Here is a 14230-nt window from a genome sequence, read left to right as displayed (position 1 = left end):
TTCAGTTCTCTCAACGAGTTTGTGGGCCGATGAACCGGCTCTTGGCTTCGACATGTACGCTTTCGTCATCGGCGTCCTTGAGGATGAAGGTCACCTCGTTGGTGCTCGATGGCAGTTGTTCCGGTGCGCTGGACAGCTCGACAGGCTGGCTGTAGATCTCGCCGGCCGCGACCTTGATTTCCCGCCGGCCTTGCAGCTTGAGGTCGGGCAGGCCGGCGGCTTCCAGGACGTACGTGTGGTCGCGTTGGTCTTTGTTCATGATCTTCAGGCTGTAGACGTTCTCGATCCGGCCTTCGGCGTTTTCGCGGTACAGCACGCGGTCCTTGCTGACGTCGAAACCCACCAGCGAGCGCATGAAGAACGCCGCCGCCAACAGGCTCATCATGGTCAGCAGCACCAAGGCATAACCGATCAGGCGCGGGCGCAGTTTATGGGTTTTCTGCCCCGAAAGGTTGTGTTCGGTGGTGTAGCTGATCAGGCCGCGTGGATAATCCATTTTGTCCATGATGTTGTCGCAGGCATCTATGCAGGCCGCGCAGCCGATGCACTCGATCTGCAGGCCGTCGCGAATGTCGATACCGGTAGGGCAGACCTGGACGCACATGGTGCAGTCGATGCAATCCCCCAGGCCCAGGGCTTTGTAGTCAACGCCCTTCTTGCGCGGGCCACGGCTTTCGCCACGACGCGGGTCGTAGGAAACGATCAAGGTGTCCTTGTCGAACATCACGCTCTGGAAGCGTGCGTAAGGGCACATGTAGATACACACTTGCTCACGCAGCCAGCCAGCGTTGCCGTAGGTGGCGAGGGTGAAGAAACCGACCCAGAAATACGACCAGCCATCGGCCTGGCCGGTAAAGAACTCGAACACCAGTTCGCGGATTGGCGTGAAGTAACCGACAAAGGTCATGCCGGTGACGAAACCGATCAGCAGCCACAGGCTGTGCTTGGCGGACTTGCGCAGGAATTTGTTGGCGCCCATGGGGGCCTTGTCGAGCTTGATGCGCTGGTTGCGGTCGCCTTCGGTGACTTTTTCGCACCACATGAAGATCCAGGTCCACACGCTCTGTGGGCAGGTATAGCCACACCACACTCGTCCGGCATAGACCGTGATGAAAAACAGGCCAAAGGCGGCAATGATCAACATCCCGGACAGCAGGATGAAATCCTGGGGCCAGAAGGTGGCGCCGAAAATAAAGAATTTGCGCTCCGGCAGGTTCCACCAGACGGCCTGATGGCCACCCCAGTTCAGCCAGACCGTACCGAAATACAGCAGGAACAATAGTGCGCCGCCAGCCATTCGCAGGTTGCGGAACAGGCCAGTGAAGGCACGGGTGTAGATTTTTTCCCGAGAGGCATACAGGTCGACGCTTTTGTTCGCGTCCTTGGCAGGCGGGGTGACGTCATGTACCGGAATCTGGTTGCTCATCGAATGCATCCCACGGCAGTGGAAAAGTGCCGGGGCCAGTACGTGCCGACCACGGTCAGAAAGGGTGTTGCGGTGGCGCAATGATACGCCTGTCGCTCTAGCCCAAGGGTGCGACCTTTGGTCGCGTTGGGGGTCTGCATAGAATGGTGTAGCGGATGTAACAAGTCATGACTCAGATCAATTGACTATAGCTATTTCATAACTGTCGGCGAAACGAAGGGCGCGTTCTGCAGGCTGTTCTGTTTCGTGGCGAGGGAGCTTGCTCCCGCTCGGCTGTGTGTAGGAGCTGCCGAAGGCTGCGATCTTTTGATCTTGATCTTGATCTTTCGCTCTTGCCCGACTCAATTGTCGGTGGAAAGATCGCAGCCTCGTTGCACTCGACAGCTCCTACACAGCTCCTACACCGCCACCCAGCGGGAGCAAGCTTCCTTGCTACAAAAGGGCGCCTTGTGATGACTGCCGAATATGCATCAGTCAACCCACGGGTTGAGCACTGCCACGCCGTTGCTTTGAAAATCATTCACGTTGCGGGTCACCACGGTCAGCCCATGGACCAGGGCGGTGGCGGCAATCAACGCATCGCATTCATTACTGCGGTCAGGCGCATGCAGGCGAGCGCAACGCAGTGCGACGGCACGGTCTACCGCCAGGATCCTGCCTACCGGTGTGGGTGGCCGGCAAGCGAAACAGATTTACCCAGTTTTTTCGGTCGGTAACAAAAAGGCCCCGCCAATCAGATTGGCGGGGCCTTTGGTGTATCAGCTACTTGTCTTACTGGGCGTCAGCGGCCGGAGCCTTTTCGCCATGAGACAGGCTATAGACATAGGCGGCCAGCAAGTGGACCTTGTCGTTGCCTTGCAGGTCAGCCTGGGCAGGCATCTGGCCCTGGCGGCCGTAACGGATGGTCTGCTGCAGTTGAGCGAAGCTCGAACCGTAGATGAAGCCGGCCGGATGCGTCAGGTCAGGTGCGCCCATGGCAGGCGTACCTTTGCCGGCTGGGCCGTGGCAGGCCACGCAGTTGGCCGCGAACAGTTTCTGGCCGTTGGCCGGATCGGCCTTGGCGCCTTCCGGCAGTTTGCGGCCGTGCAGGCTGGTCACCAGGTAGGAAGCCACGTCAGCGACGCCTTGCTCGCCAACCACGGCAGCCCAGCCCGGCATCACGGCGTGACGACCGCCCATGATGGTGGTCTTGATGGTTTCCGGCTCACCGCCCCAGCGCCAGTCGGCGTCGGTCAGGTTGGGGAAGCCATAGGCACCCTTGGCGTCGGAACCGTGGCAAACCGAGCAGTTGGAGGCGAACAGGCGGCCACCCATCTTCAGGGCTTGCGGGTCCTTGGCGACTTCTTCGATCGGCATGGAGGCGAACTTGGCGAAGATCGGACCGAACTTGGCGTCCGAGCGAGCCATTTCCTTTTCCCACTCGTGAACGCCTGTCCAGCCGGTCTGGCCGTTGGCGAAGGCGGTCTGCTTTTCGGTGTCCAGGTAGTTGTAGCCTGGCAGCAGGCCTTTCCAGTTGCCCAGGCCAGGGTAGAGCACCAGGTAACCGAGGGCGAACACGATGGTGCCCACGAACAGCATGAACCACCATTTCGGCAGTGGGTTGTCGTACTCCTCGATCCCGTCGAACGAGTGGCCGACGGTCTCGTCCGTCTGCTCGGCGCGCTGGCCCTTGCGGGTCGACAGCAGCAGCCAGGTCAGGGAGAAGATCGTTCCCAGGCTGAGGACTGTGACGTACAGACTCCAGAATGTAGTCATTCTTTGTTACTCCTAGAAGCTTGCTCGACGTGCTTGATGGCTTCGGGATCATCCGCGAACGGCAGCAAGGTCGCGTCGTCAAACTCCGACTTGCGCTTGGGGCTGAACACCCACAGGGCCAGACCGATGAAGGCCACCATCACGACGACGGTACCCAGGCCGCGAATCATCCCGATATCCATAAAGAATCACCGTTTGCTTTTGATGATGGTGCCCAGGCCTTGCAGATAGGCCACCAGCGCGTCCATTTCAGTCTTGCCCTTGACGGCATCCTTGGCACCGGCGATGTCTTCGTCGGTGTAAGGCACGCCCAGGGTGCGCAGGACTTCCATTTTCTTGGCGGTGTCTTTGCCGTCGAGCTTGTTTTCTACGAGGAACGGGTAGGCTGGCATTTTCGACTCAGGCACCACGTTGCGCGGGTTGTACAAGTGCGCACGCTGCCAGTCGTCGGAGTAGCGGCCGCCAACGCGGGCCAGGTCCGGACCGGTACGCTTGGAACCCCACAGGAATGGGTGGTCCCAGACGCTTTCACCAGCGACCGAATAGTGGCCGTAGCGTTCGGTCTCGGCGCGGAACGGACGGATCATCTGCGAGTGGCAGCCGACACAACCGTTGGCGATATAGATGTCACGGCCTTCCAGTTCAAGGGCGGTACGTGGCTTCATGCCTTCGACCGGCTTGTTGGTCACGTCCTGGAAGAACAGCGGAACGATCTGGGTCAGGCCGCCGATGCTCACGGCGATGACCATGAAGAAGGCCAGCAGGCCGATATTCTTCTCTACTGCTTCGTGCTTCATCAGTGAGCTCCAACTACGGCGATCTTGGCGGCGGCTTCAGCTTCAGCCGGGTCAGAGGCACGAACGGTGCGGTACACGTTGTAGGCCATGAACAGCATGCCGCTGGCGAAGAACGCGCCGCCCAGGGCACGAACGATGAAACCAGGATGGCTGGCTTGCAGCGCTTCGACGAACGAGTAGGTCAGGGTGCCGTCGTCGTTGATTGCACGCCACATCAGGCCCTGGGTGATGCCATTGACCCACATCGAGGCGATGTAGAGCACGGTGCCGATGGTCGCGAGCCAGAAGTGCGCGTTGATCAGGCCGGTGCTGTGCATCTGCGCACGACCGAACAGTTTCGGGATCATGTGGTAGATGGCTCCGATGGAAATCATCGCAACCCAGCCGAGCGCACCAGCGTGCACGTGGCCGATGGTCCAGTCGGTGTAGTGGCTCAGGGAGTTGACGGTCTTGATGGCCATCATCGGGCCTTCGAAGGTCGACATGCCGTAGAACGCCAGCGACACCACCAGGAACCGCAGGATCGGGTCGGTGCGCAGCTTATGCCAGGCGCCCGACAGGGTCATCATGCCGTTGATCATGCCGCCCCAGCTTGGTGCCAGAAGGATGATCGACATCGCCATGCCCAGGGACTGCGCCCAGTCTGGCAGTGCGGTGTAGTGCAGGTGGTGGGGACCGGCCCAGATGTACAGGGTGATCAGCGCCCAGAAGTGGACGATGGACAGGCGATAGGAGTAGATCGGACGCTCGGCCTGTTTCGGCACGAAGTAGTACATCATCCCCAGGAAGCCGGTGGTCAGGAAGAAGCCCACGGCGTTGTGGCCGTACCACCACTGGATCATCGCATCCGTCGCGCCCGAGTAGGCCGAGTACGACTTGAAGAAGCTGACCGGCAGGGAAGCGTGGTTGACGATGTGCAGCATGGCTGTCACGACGATGAACGCACCGTAGAACCAGTTACCGACGTAGATGTGCTTGGTCTTGCGCTTGACGATGGTGCCGAAGAACACCAGACCGTAGGTCACCCAGACGATGGCCAGCAGGATAGCCAGGGGCCATTCCAGCTCAGCGTATTCCTTGGTGGTGGTGTAACCCAGTGGCAAGGTCACGATCGCACCGACGATGACCGCTTGCCAGCCCCAGAAGGTGAAGGCGGCGAGGCTGTCGGAGATCAGTCGCGTTTGGCAGGTTCGCTGCACGACGTAGTAAGAAGTGGCAAACAATGCACAACCACCGAAGGCGAAGATCACCAGGTTGGTGTGCAGCGGGCGCAGGCGTCCAAATGTCGTCCATGGCAGATCGAAGTTCAACTCCGGCCAGACCAGTTGCGAGGCGATGAAGACACCGAGCCCCATGCCAAGGATCCCCCAGACCACCGTCATGATGGCGAACTGGCGGACTACCTTATAGTTATAAGCAGTCGGACTGATTGCTGTGCTCATTCTAAGGTTCCACGGTTTGGGTGTTTTATTAGGATAAAAATCGGTCGCAAGTATGGAGAAAGCGGGGGGTCATTGCAACGCGCCATGACCTGGGTCAATGCTTTCCAAAGCTGATTCTGCGGCCTTTCCATGTTCCTTGTAGGGACAAAAATGGCCCACGGCAAAATGTCGCAACGAAGGAATGAGGCGAGGGGGGCAGGTCGGTTGTAACGGGGTGTGTTCGAACACAGCGTTCGGGTGATGCCAGGCAACTGTCGCAACAGCCGGTATTCACCTGCCTTTGCGGCCTTTTTGACGAACGATTGTCGAACGCATCGGGTCGGGTCGACCTGAAACCGGCAGTCGCCAGCGCACGCAAAGGCAAGCTTAGACCCGATTCCGGGGAACCGAAAGAAAGACTATGGGAGGGTGCGACAAAAAGAAGCAGCTGCAAGTTTCAAGCTTCAAGCTGCAAGCGAGTACGCGTCGCTTGCAGCTTTTGCTTTTGCTTTTGCTTTTGCTTTTACTTGAGGCTTGCAGCTTGAGGCTTGCCGCTCAACTGCTCCCCACTCTTCGAAAGGCTGTAGACGTAAGCCGCGAGCAGTTGCACCTTGTCGTTGCCCAGCAACTCATTCTGCGCCGGCATGTGGCCCTGGCGACCATGGCGAATGGTCTGTTGCAACTGTGCCAGGCTGGTGCCGTAGATGAAGCCGGCCGGTTGCGTCAGGTTCGGCGCGCCCATGGCTTCGGTTCCCTGGCCGTTGGCGCCGTGGCAGGCGACGCAGGTGGTGTTGAAGGCCTGCTGGCCGGCTTGCAGATCGGCACCGCTGTCCGCCGGCAGAGGCAGGCCGGCCAAGTCGTGGCGTACATACGCGGCCACGTTCTTGACCCCGGCCTCTCCCAGCACTTCGCCCCAGGCCGGCATCGCCGCCATGCGGCCGCCCATGATGGTGGCCTTGATGGTGTCGGCAGCGCCGCCCCAGCGCCAGTTGCTGTCGGCCAGGTTCGGGAAGCCGAAGGCACCCTTGGCGTCCGAGCCGTGGCAGACCGAGCAGTTGGAGGCGAACAGGCGGCCACCCATCTTCAAGGCTTGTGGATCCTTGGCCACTTCCTGCACGGGCATGGCGGCGAATTTGGCGAAGATCGGCCCGAACCTGGCGTCGGCCTTGGCCATTTCCTTTTCCCATTCATGGGCGCCGGTCCAGCCGTTCTCGTAGCCTGGCAGGATGCCTTTCCAGTTGCCCAGGCCCGGATAGAGGACCAGGTAGCCGACGGAAAACACCAGGGTGCCGGCGAACAACAGGAACCACCACTGCGGCAGCGGGTTGTCGTACTCCTCGATGCCGTCGAAGCTGTGGCCCATGGTCTGGTCGACGCTGCCCTTGGTCTCGCCCTTGCGAGTGCCGATCAGCAACCACGTCAGGCCGATGAGGCTGCCGATGGTCAGTACGCAGATCCACGTACTCCAGAAGGTGGTCATGGCCGGGTACTCCTTGTTGCAGGGTCTTGGGGGGTGGTGATGTCGGCAGGTGGCTCGTCGGCGAACGGCAGCAGGCGCGCTTCGGCGAACTCTGGACGACGTTTGCTGCTGAATACCCACAGGGTCAGGCCGATGAAGGCGATGAACACCACGACCGTGCCCAGGCCGCGGATCATTCCAGTACTCATTTCAAGAACCATGGCTCACCTCTTGCTCTTGATGGCAGTGCCGAGCACTTGCAGGTAGGCCACCAGCGCATCCATTTCGGTCTTGCCCTTGAGCGAGGCCACACTGCCGGTGATGTCGTCGTCGGTGTACGGCACGCCCAGGGTGCGCATGGCGCGCAGCTTGCCTTCGGTGTGGCTGCTGTCCACCGCTTGGGTCACCAGCCATGGGTAGGCCGGCATTTTCGACTCGGGCACGACGTTGCGCGGGTTGTACAAGTGGGCGCGGTGCCAATCATCGGAGTAGCGCGCGCCGACCCGTGCCAGGTCCGGCCCGGTACGCTTGGAGCCCCACAGGAATGGGTGGTCCCAGACGCTTTCGCCGGCGACGGAGTAGTGGCCGTAGCGCTCGGTCTCGGCGCGGAACGGACGAATCATCTGCGAGTGGCAGCCGACGCAGCCTTCACGGATGTAGATGTCGCGGCCTTCCAGTTGCAGGGCGGTGTAGGGCTTCATGCCGTCCACCGGTTTGTTGGTCACGTCCTGGAAGAACAGCGGCACGATCTGGGTCAGGCCGCCAATGCTCACGGCCAGGACCATCAGCAGCATCAGCAGGCCGACGTTTTTTTCGATTGTTTCGTGTTTCATGGTGGATTCCTCAGGCCATCTGCGCGGCAGCGGCGGCTTCGGCAGGCTGGGAAGCTTGCACGGTGCGCCAGGTGTTGTAGGCCATCAGCAGCATGCCGCTGAGGAAGATCGCCCCGCCCACCAACCGCACGACGAAGCCTGGGTGGCTGGCCACCAGGGTTTCGACGAAGGAGTAGGTCAGCGTGCCGTCGTCGTTGATTGCACGCCACATCAGGCCCTGGGCGATGCCGTTGACCCACATGGAGGCGATGTAGAGCACGGTACCGATGGTCGCGAGCCAGAAGTGCGCATTGATCAAGCCGATGCTGTACATCTGCTCGCGACCGAAGATTTTCGGGATCATGTGATACAGCGCGCCGATGGACACCATTGCCACCCAGCCCAAGGCGCCGGCATGTACGTGGCCGATGGTCCAGTCGGTGTAGTGGGAGAGGGCGTTGACGGTCTTGATCGCCATCATCGGACCTTCGAAGGTCGACATGCCGTAGAACGCCAGGGACACCACCAGGAACCGCAGGATCGGGTCGCTGCGCAACTTATGCCAGGCACCCGACAGGGTCATCATGCCGTTGATCATGCCGCCCCAGCTTGGCGCCAGCAGGATCAGTGACATCACCATGCCCAGGGACTGTGCCCAGTCCGGCAGCGCGGTGTAGTGCAGGTGGTGGGGACCTGCCCAGATGTACAGGGTGATCAGCGCCCAGAAGTGCACGATGGACAAGCGATAGGAATACACCGGGCGCTCGGCCTGTTTCGGCACGAAGTAATACATCATCCCCAAAAAGCCCGCGGTGAGGAAAAAGCCCACGGCGTTGTGGCCGTACCACCACTGCACCATCGCATCGGTTGCACCACCATAGGCCGAATAGGACTTGGTGAAGCTCACCGGCAATTCGGCGTTATTGATCAGGTGCAGGATCGCCACGGTGATGATGAACGCACCGAAGAACCAGTTGCCCACATAGATGTGCTTGGTCTTGCGCTTGGCCAGCGTGCCGAAGAACACGATGGCGTAGGCGACCCAGACGATGGTGATCAGGATGTCGATCGGCCATTCCAGCTCGGCGTATTCCTTGGAACTGGTGTAGCCCAGTGGCAGGCTGATGGCCGCCAGCAGGATCACCAGTTGCCAGCCCCAGAAGCAGAACGCGGCGATTTTCGGCGCGAACAGCTGCGTCTGGCAGGTGCGTTGCACCGAATAGAACGAACTGGCGAACAGGGCGCAGCCGCCGAAAGCGAAGATCACCGCGTTGGTGTGCAGTGGGCGCAGGCGGCCGAAGCTGGTCCATGGCAAATCGAAGTTGAGTTGTGGCCAGACCAATTGGGCGGCGAGAAAAACCCCGAGCCCCATGCCGACGATGCCCCACACCACCGTCATAATGGCGAATTGGCGGACCACCTTGTAGTTGTAGGCGGTACTGATAGAAGTGTTCATGGTTCCCCATCCACGGTTCAGCCGAAGTGAGCGCCTGCGCAAGGCAGTGCGGCGTTCTTCGCCTGGAGTTATAGGCAGACTAAAAGCGAGGTCAGCATGGACAAACAGCACAAGGCCAGTATTGACGGGGATCAATGGGCGCGATGTGTAGCCGAACACGGCTGGTTATGGACAGCCGGTCAATCGGTCGCCAGCGCCAAGGCGCCGACCCTGATCCTGGCCCATGGTGCCGGTGCGCCAATGGACAGTGGCTTTATGGAGGACATGGCCGCGCGCCTTGCCGCGCATGGTGTCAACGTGTTGCGTTTCGAGTTTCCCTACATGGCCCAACGGCGCCAGGACGGGGGCAAGCGTCCGCCCAATCCGGCACCTAAGCTGCTGGAAAGCTGGCGGGAGGTGTACGCCACGGTGCGGCCATATGTCGCTGGGCGGCTGGCCGTGGGTGGCAAGTCCATGGGCGGGCGCATGGCGAGCCTGCTGGCCGATGAGTTGGGCGCCGATGCGCTGGTGTGCCTGGGGTATCCCTTCTATGCGGTGGGCAAGCCGGAGAAACCACGGGTCGAGCACCTGGCGGCGTTGAAAACCCGGACCTTGATCGTCCAGGGCGAGCGCGATGCGCTGGGCAATCGGGAGGCGGTGCAGGGCTACACCTTGTCACCGAGCATCGAGGTGTTGTGGTTGGTGGCGGGGGATCATGACCTCAAGCCGCTGAAGGCGTCGGGGTTCAGTCATGAGCAGCATCTGGAGGCGGCGGCGCAAAAAGTGGCTGGGTTTCTTATTCGGGAGTGAAGTGTTTGTCTCGGCCTGACAGGCTCCCCAACTGGCAAGTCATGAGGGGGAACCTGTTTGCGGTAAGGATTTGCCACTTTGCATGAGTCTTTTTAGTCACCGAGGATTAAATCAAATGTCCCTGTCGGGTTCAGTCGATAAGTTTTGAAGAGGGCAGTGAAGTCGCCCTTGGCTGTTCCTTTGATCGGGTCGAGCCGGATGGTTAATTCTGCTTTATCCGCACTGACCACCTGAAAGCCATAGAAGCCGGGCGGTGCGGGGATCGAGTGGATGTGATTAAACGTGAGCCCGCCTTCCATTGTGTAGCTGGCATCCATAATTTCATCGCTGACGTAGGGAATCGAAAAACCGAAACTGAAGTAGTTCTCCTCGGGACCCGAGCCGGTGCCTCCGCTAATGGCCCAACTCTTCGCCCCCGTGGGCGGAAATATATGCAGGTAAAACAATGTACTTTCGGCGCTGACGGGACCTGTGCCGAGGTTCCAGATAAATGAGTTTCCTGTGGCTTTCAGGGTCTTCTCTTTGGGAATGAAAAAGCTTTGACTGTTCATGTGAGTCCCTCTCTGTTAATTGCCGCGCATTAAAATTTCTTGCTGGCTTTCGCAGGGTAGGGCCGTGGGGATTGCTGTCTACTGTCAGAGTTGACAGGTGGCGGCGAATAAGATGGATGAGTTTCTTCGGCAGGTTCCTGGCAGGCAGTCCCGGCCTTATCGCGAGCAAGCTCGCTTCCACAATTGGAAGGCAACCCCTCTGTGCGAGTTCGCTTGCGATAGAGAGGCTGCCAGCCCGAAATATTATTTCTGATCATCCCTGATCAATTCGAATGTCCCCGTCGGGTTCAATCGATAGCCATCGGTTCTGAAAAGCGCGGTGAAATCGCCCTTTGCTGTTCCTTTGACAGGATCGAGCCTGATGGTCAGATCCGCTTTGTCCGCCCGGACCACTCTAAAACCAGTGAAACCGGGCGGCGCAGGAATAGAATGGATGTGAGAGAACCTGAGCCCGCCCTCCATTGTATAGCTGGCATCCATCACTTCATCGCTGACATAGGGAATCGAAAAGCCAAAGCTGGAGTGGTTTTCGTCTTCCGCAGAACCGGTGCTCCCCCTGAAAGACCAGTTTTTCTCTCCCGTGGATTGATACACATTCAGGTAAAAGAGCGTATTTTCGGCGTTGATGGGGGTTGTGCCGAAGTTCCAGGTAAATGAATTTCCCGCAAGCTTTCGGGTTTTTTTGTGTGGAATGAAAAAACTATGGCTGTCCATGTGAAATCCCTCTTCGTTAATCGCCGTTCATGAGAGTTCCTTTTTTTGTTGCCTTTCGCAGGGTAGTGAGATGGCGATTGCTGTCTACTGTCAGAGCTGACAGGTGGCGGCGAATAAGATGGCTGAGTTTCTTCGGCGTGTTCCTGGCAGGCAGTCCCGGCCTCATCGCCGGCAAGCCCGCTCCACACATTGGAATGCATTTGAACGAGCGGCCCACAACCCCTGTGGGAGCGAGCTTGCTCGCGATAGCGGTTTATCAGGCAACAAAAAACCCGGAAGCTTTCGCTGTCCGGGCTTTTTGATCAAACCGACATCTATCAGCGATTAAACCGCTCCACCAACGAATACTGCGTGTTGGCCGTGCGGGTCAGCTCTTCGCTCAGCAGCGCCGAGCTGTGAGCCTGGCCGGAGGTCTGGTCAGCCAGTTCCGAGATGTTGCTGATGTTGCGGCTGATCTCCTCGGCCACTGAGCTTTGCTCCTCGGTGGCGGCGGCGATCTGGGTGGTCATGTCGGTGATGTGGGCCACCGCTTCGCTGATCCCCACCAGCGCCTCGTCCGCTTCCATGACCCGCGCCACGCCTTCTTCGGCCTGGCGATGGCCGGCGTCCATGGTCTGCACGGCGTTGGTGGCGGTCTGCTGGAGCTTGGCGATCAGGGCGTGGATCTGCCCGGTGGATTCGCTGGTGCGTTGTGCCAGTTGCCGCACTTCGTCTGCTACCACGGCAAAGCCGCGGCCCATTTCCCCGGCGCGGGCCGCTTCGATGGCGGCGTTGAGGGCCAGCAGGTTGGTCTGGTCGGCGATGCCTTTGATCACGTCTACCACGCCACCGATCTCGTCGCTGTCCTTGGCCAGTTGGGTCACGGTCTGCCCGGTCTCGCCGACCACCACTGACAGGCGCTCGATGGCTTCGCGGGTTTCGCCGGCGATGTCGCGGCCGCGGCTGGTCAAGCGGTTGGCTTCCTGGGTGGCATCGGCGGTGCGCTGCACGTGGCTGGCGACTTCCTGGGTCGTTGCCGCCATCTGGTTGACGGCCGTGGCGACCTGTTCGGTTTCCACCCGCTGGCGCTCCAGGCCGCTGGAACTGTCATGGGCCAGGGTGTTGGACTGGCGAGCCTGGTCGTTAAGGTGCTCGGCGGTGTCCTGCAGGCGGGTCAGGCAGGTTTTCAGGCGCGCTTCCTGGCTGAGGATCGACATCTCCAGGCGTGCCTGGACGCCGCGGCTGTCGGTATACATCCGTGCGATCAGCGGGTCGGACGTGGTTTGCTCGGCCAGACGCAGCAGGCGCTTGATCCCGCGTTGCTGCCATTGCAGGCCCATCAGCCCCAAGGGCACCGACAGCACGGCGGCCAGAGCAAAGCCCCAGGAGGAATCCAGGAAAGCGCCGACGATGAAACTCAACTGGCTGACCAGGATAAACGGTAGCCAGTCCTGCAGTATGGGCACCCATTTGTCGCTGCCAGGAACCGCGGACTTGCCTTGGTTGATACGTTGATAAAGCGCCTCGGCGCGGGCGATCTGTTCGGCGGAGGGCTTGACCCGCACCGATTCGTAGCCGACCACCTGATTGCCCTCGAACACGGGCGTGACATAGGCGTTGACCCAGTAATGGTCGCCGTTCTTGCTGCGATTCTTGACGATGCCCATCCATGGCAAGCCTTGTTTGAGCGTGCCCCACATGTGCGCGAACACAGCGGATGGGACGTCGGGATGGCGCACGAGATTGTGCGGCGAACGAATCAGTTCTTCCTTCGAATACCCGCTGATGTCAACGAACGCGTCGTTGCAGTAGGTGATCACGCCCTTGGCGTCGGTGGTCGAAATCAATCGTTGCTGGGCCGGGAAGGTCCTTTCGCGTTGTGTGACGGGCTGGTTGTTACGCATGGTGTATAGATCCGCAAGGCTTTGAAAGGCTATGAAAGGTTGTCGGCGGTGCCAGGTTTTAATTGAAGTTATTTTTGCTTGTCGCTATCACGCCAGCATCGGGTAGGTAAATAGGGCGAAATGAAGCAGGTTGAGAAAAAAATGCGTGGCAATCGCCGCGCCCAGGCCGCCAAAACGGTACGCCAGGCCGTAACCGACCCCCGCCAGGCCCGACAGCAGCACCCATTGCCAACCTGCGCCAGCGTGTACCAGGCCGAACAGCAGCGAGGCCAGGAACAGCGCCAGGTTGTCGCCATGGGGCAAATGTTTGAAGCGCCGACTCAGGCCTCCCTGAATGTAGCCACGAAACAGCGCTTCCTCCACGAGCGTCACCAATAAAAGATTATTGAGCACCCATAACCAGGCGTGATCCGGCCACTTCGGCGCCCAGTGGATCATGCCCAGCAGCACGGCCCCGCCGAGGGCCAGCACCGCGCTCAACGCCAGGCCCAGTGCCGTGGCCTGGGCCGACAGGCGCAATGAGCGCCGGCCGACGATCCACGGACAGGCCAGCAGTAGCCAGAATCCGATCAGCGGCTTGTCCTGGTTGAGGTACATGGCAAATGGCGCGGCGTCGTCGGTCAAGCGTTGCGCCGGGATCACCCGCCCATTGAAGAAACCGGGCATCCAGTGCAGGGCCAGTGCCAGGGCCATGGTCAGGAACAGGGCATGCCCGAGAAACTGGCCAACCGGCGTTTGCTGCTGGCGAACCGCATACCCGGCGAACAGCAGCAGCGCGACCGAGATGGCCGCCGTCCAGGCCAAATGGCCGTAGATCAGCGCCAGGCCGTAGCCAATGGAAAGGAGGGCCAGGTGAAGCCAGGGTAACGCGGGCATACAACATCCTTTTAGCGGGAGCGCTCTGGGCGAGAGCGGCCGTCGGGTCTTCGACGCCACCGTGTCGCGCAAAGAGCACATTTGTGTCCATGCAGGTTCATGCGCAGGAAGGGGCAAGCAGTTGGTTGGCTCTGTTCCGTGAGCGCCGGAGGGATTATAGGCAGGCCGATACAAAAACATCGCCTGTTTAAGACGTTAATAACGGTCAGTAAGCCGCAGAACCTGTGGGAGCGAGCTTGCTCGCGATAGGGGCCTGTCAGTCAACATCGATATTGGCTGATCGACCGCTAT

14 protein-coding genes and 1 pseudogene are annotated in these 14230 nt (G+C 60.0%); 1 reads left to right on the top strand and 14 read right to left on the bottom strand.

Annotated features, from left to right (window positions below; translation table 11 throughout):
• Nucleotides 1-10: 10 nt before the first annotated feature.
• The 10 genes and pseudogenes from ccoG to ccoN (ASC85_RS29365) form a co-directional block, all read right to left on the bottom strand.
• Nucleotides 11-1426, bottom strand: a complete 1416-nt coding sequence (gene ccoG / locus ASC85_RS29410) for a cytochrome c oxidase accessory protein CcoG (protein ID WP_057452417.1) — start codon at nt 1424-1426, stop codon at nt 11-13.
• Nucleotides 1427-1896: 470 nt separating this feature from the next.
• Nucleotides 1897-2085: pseudogene (locus ASC85_RS29405) on the bottom strand (PIN domain-containing protein); the annotation flags it as partial.
• Between the two features lie 112 nt (nt 2086-2197).
• A complete protein-coding gene (gene ccoP, locus ASC85_RS29400; RefSeq protein ID WP_057452416.1) occupies nt 2198-3181 on the bottom strand; it encodes a cytochrome-c oxidase, cbb3-type subunit III in 984 nt (327 codons plus the stop codon).
• The gene (locus tag ASC85_RS29395) at nt 3178-3363 is read right to left on the bottom strand and encodes a CcoQ/FixQ family Cbb3-type cytochrome c oxidase assembly chaperone (protein WP_003183474.1); all 186 of its coding nucleotides are present in this window, start codon (nt 3361-3363) and stop codon (nt 3178-3180) included. Before ASC85_RS29395 ends, ccoP (ASC85_RS29400) begins: the two co-directional genes overlap by 4 nt.
• 6 nt (nt 3364-3369) lie before the next feature.
• Nucleotides 3370-3978, bottom strand: a complete 609-nt coding sequence (gene ccoO / locus ASC85_RS29390) for a cytochrome-c oxidase, cbb3-type subunit II (RefSeq protein WP_018925301.1) — start codon at nt 3976-3978, stop codon at nt 3370-3372.
• Nucleotides 3978-5420 carry a cytochrome-c oxidase, cbb3-type subunit I gene (gene ccoN, locus ASC85_RS29385; RefSeq protein WP_057452415.1) on the bottom strand — a complete coding sequence of 481 codons (1443 nt, stop codon included), beginning with the start codon at nt 5418-5420 and terminating at the stop codon, nt 3978-3980. The genes ccoO (ASC85_RS29390) and ccoN (ASC85_RS29385) overlap by 1 nt, the downstream gene beginning before the upstream one ends.
• 502 nt (nt 5421-5922) lie before the next feature.
• Entirely contained in the window at nt 5923-6879 is a 957-nt protein-coding gene (ccoP, locus tag ASC85_RS29380; protein WP_057452414.1) for a cytochrome-c oxidase, cbb3-type subunit III, read from the bottom strand.
• Nucleotides 6876-7079 (bottom strand): cbb3-type cytochrome oxidase subunit 3, encoded by a 204-nt coding sequence (locus ASC85_RS29375; RefSeq protein WP_057452413.1) that lies wholly within the window; start codon nt 7077-7079, stop codon nt 6876-6878. The genes ccoP (ASC85_RS29380) and ASC85_RS29375 overlap by 4 nt, the downstream gene beginning before the upstream one ends.
• 3 nt (nt 7080-7082) lie before the next feature.
• On the bottom strand, nt 7083-7691 hold the full coding sequence (ccoO, locus tag ASC85_RS29370; RefSeq protein ID WP_014339376.1) for a cytochrome-c oxidase, cbb3-type subunit II: 609 nt from the start codon (nt 7689-7691) through the stop codon (nt 7083-7085).
• A 10-nt stretch (nt 7692-7701) separates the two neighbouring features.
• A complete protein-coding gene (gene ccoN / locus ASC85_RS29365; RefSeq protein WP_057452412.1) occupies nt 7702-9126 on the bottom strand; it encodes a cytochrome-c oxidase, cbb3-type subunit I in 1425 nt (474 codons plus the stop codon).
• A 96-nt stretch (nt 9127-9222) separates the two neighbouring features.
• Between ccoN (ASC85_RS29365) and ASC85_RS29360 the strand changes: the two genes are divergently transcribed.
• Nucleotides 9223-9915 carry an alpha/beta family hydrolase gene (locus ASC85_RS29360; protein WP_057452411.1) on the top strand — a complete coding sequence of 231 codons (693 nt, stop codon included), beginning with the start codon at nt 9223-9225 and terminating at the stop codon, nt 9913-9915.
• Between the two features lie 92 nt (nt 9916-10007).
• On the opposite strand, the gene ASC85_RS29355 is transcribed toward ASC85_RS29360, so the two are convergent.
• The 4 genes from ASC85_RS29355 to ASC85_RS29340 all read right to left on the bottom strand — a co-directional run bounded on the left by ASC85_RS29355 (nt 10008) and on the right by ASC85_RS29340 (nt 13939).
• Nucleotides 10008-10466 (bottom strand): hypothetical protein, encoded by a 459-nt coding sequence (locus ASC85_RS29355; protein ID WP_057452410.1) that lies wholly within the window; start codon nt 10464-10466, stop codon nt 10008-10010.
• 243 nt (nt 10467-10709) lie between these two features.
• Nucleotides 10710-11180, bottom strand: a complete 471-nt coding sequence (locus ASC85_RS29350) for a hypothetical protein (protein WP_057452409.1) — start codon at nt 11178-11180, stop codon at nt 10710-10712.
• Between the two features lie 317 nt (nt 11181-11497).
• Nucleotides 11498-13063 (bottom strand): methyl-accepting chemotaxis protein, encoded by a 1566-nt coding sequence (locus ASC85_RS29345; RefSeq protein ID WP_057452408.1) that lies wholly within the window; start codon nt 13061-13063, stop codon nt 11498-11500.
• A gap of 87 nt (nt 13064-13150) precedes the next feature.
• Entirely contained in the window at nt 13151-13939 is a 789-nt protein-coding gene (locus ASC85_RS29340) for a CPBP family intramembrane glutamic endopeptidase (RefSeq protein ID WP_057452407.1), read from the bottom strand.
• Nucleotides 13940-14230: the final 291 nt, after the last annotated feature.

It is taken from the genome of Pseudomonas sp. Root401 (genome assembly GCF_001425105.1).
Taxonomy (GTDB): Bacteria; Pseudomonadota; Gammaproteobacteria; order Pseudomonadales; family Pseudomonadaceae; genus Aquipseudomonas; species Aquipseudomonas brassicacearum.
The sequence above is the reverse complement of the archived record's forward strand: the minus strand, read 5'-3'. Positions and strand labels throughout refer to the sequence as shown.

Bases quoted from the DNA above. Each gene is read 5' to 3' on its own strand.
- ccoG (WP_057452417.1), bottom strand. From the start codon at position 1,426: ATGAGCAACCAGATTCCGGTACATGACGTCACCCCGCCTGCCAAGGAC.
- ccoP (WP_057452416.1), bottom strand. From the start codon at position 3,181: ATGACTACATTCTGGAGTCTGTACGTCACAGTCCTCAGCCTGGGAACG.
- ASC85_RS29395 (WP_003183474.1), bottom strand. From the start codon at position 3,363: ATGGATATCGGGATGATTCGCGGCCTGGGTACCGTCGTCGTGATGGTG.
- ccoO (WP_018925301.1), bottom strand. From the start codon at position 3,978: ATGAAGCACGAAGCAGTAGAGAAGAATATCGGCCTGCTGGCCTTCTTC.
- ccoN (WP_057452415.1), bottom strand. From the start codon at position 5,420: ATGAGCACAGCAATCAGTCCGACTGCTTATAACTATAAGGTAGTCCGC.
- ccoP (WP_057452414.1), bottom strand. From the start codon at position 6,879: ATGACCACCTTCTGGAGTACGTGGATCTGCGTACTGACCATCGGCAGC.
- ASC85_RS29375 (WP_057452413.1), bottom strand. From the start codon at position 7,079: ATGGTTCTTGAAATGAGTACTGGAATGATCCGCGGCCTGGGCACGGTC.
- ccoO (WP_014339376.1), bottom strand. From the start codon at position 7,691: ATGAAACACGAAACAATCGAAAAAAACGTCGGCCTGCTGATGCTGCTG.
- ccoN (WP_057452412.1), bottom strand. From the start codon at position 9,126: ATGAACACTTCTATCAGTACCGCCTACAACTACAAGGTGGTCCGCCAA.
- ASC85_RS29360 (WP_057452411.1), top strand. From the start codon at position 9,223: ATGGACAAACAGCACAAGGCCAGTATTGACGGGGATCAATGGGCGCGA.
- ASC85_RS29355 (WP_057452410.1), bottom strand. From the start codon at position 10,466: ATGAACAGTCAAAGCTTTTTCATTCCCAAAGAGAAGACCCTGAAAGCC.
- ASC85_RS29350 (WP_057452409.1), bottom strand. From the start codon at position 11,180: ATGGACAGCCATAGTTTTTTCATTCCACACAAAAAAACCCGAAAGCTT.
- ASC85_RS29345 (WP_057452408.1), bottom strand. From the start codon at position 13,063: ATGCGTAACAACCAGCCCGTCACACAACGCGAAAGGACCTTCCCGGCC.
- ASC85_RS29340 (WP_057452407.1), bottom strand. From the start codon at position 13,939: ATGCCCGCGTTACCCTGGCTTCACCTGGCCCTCCTTTCCATTGGCTAC.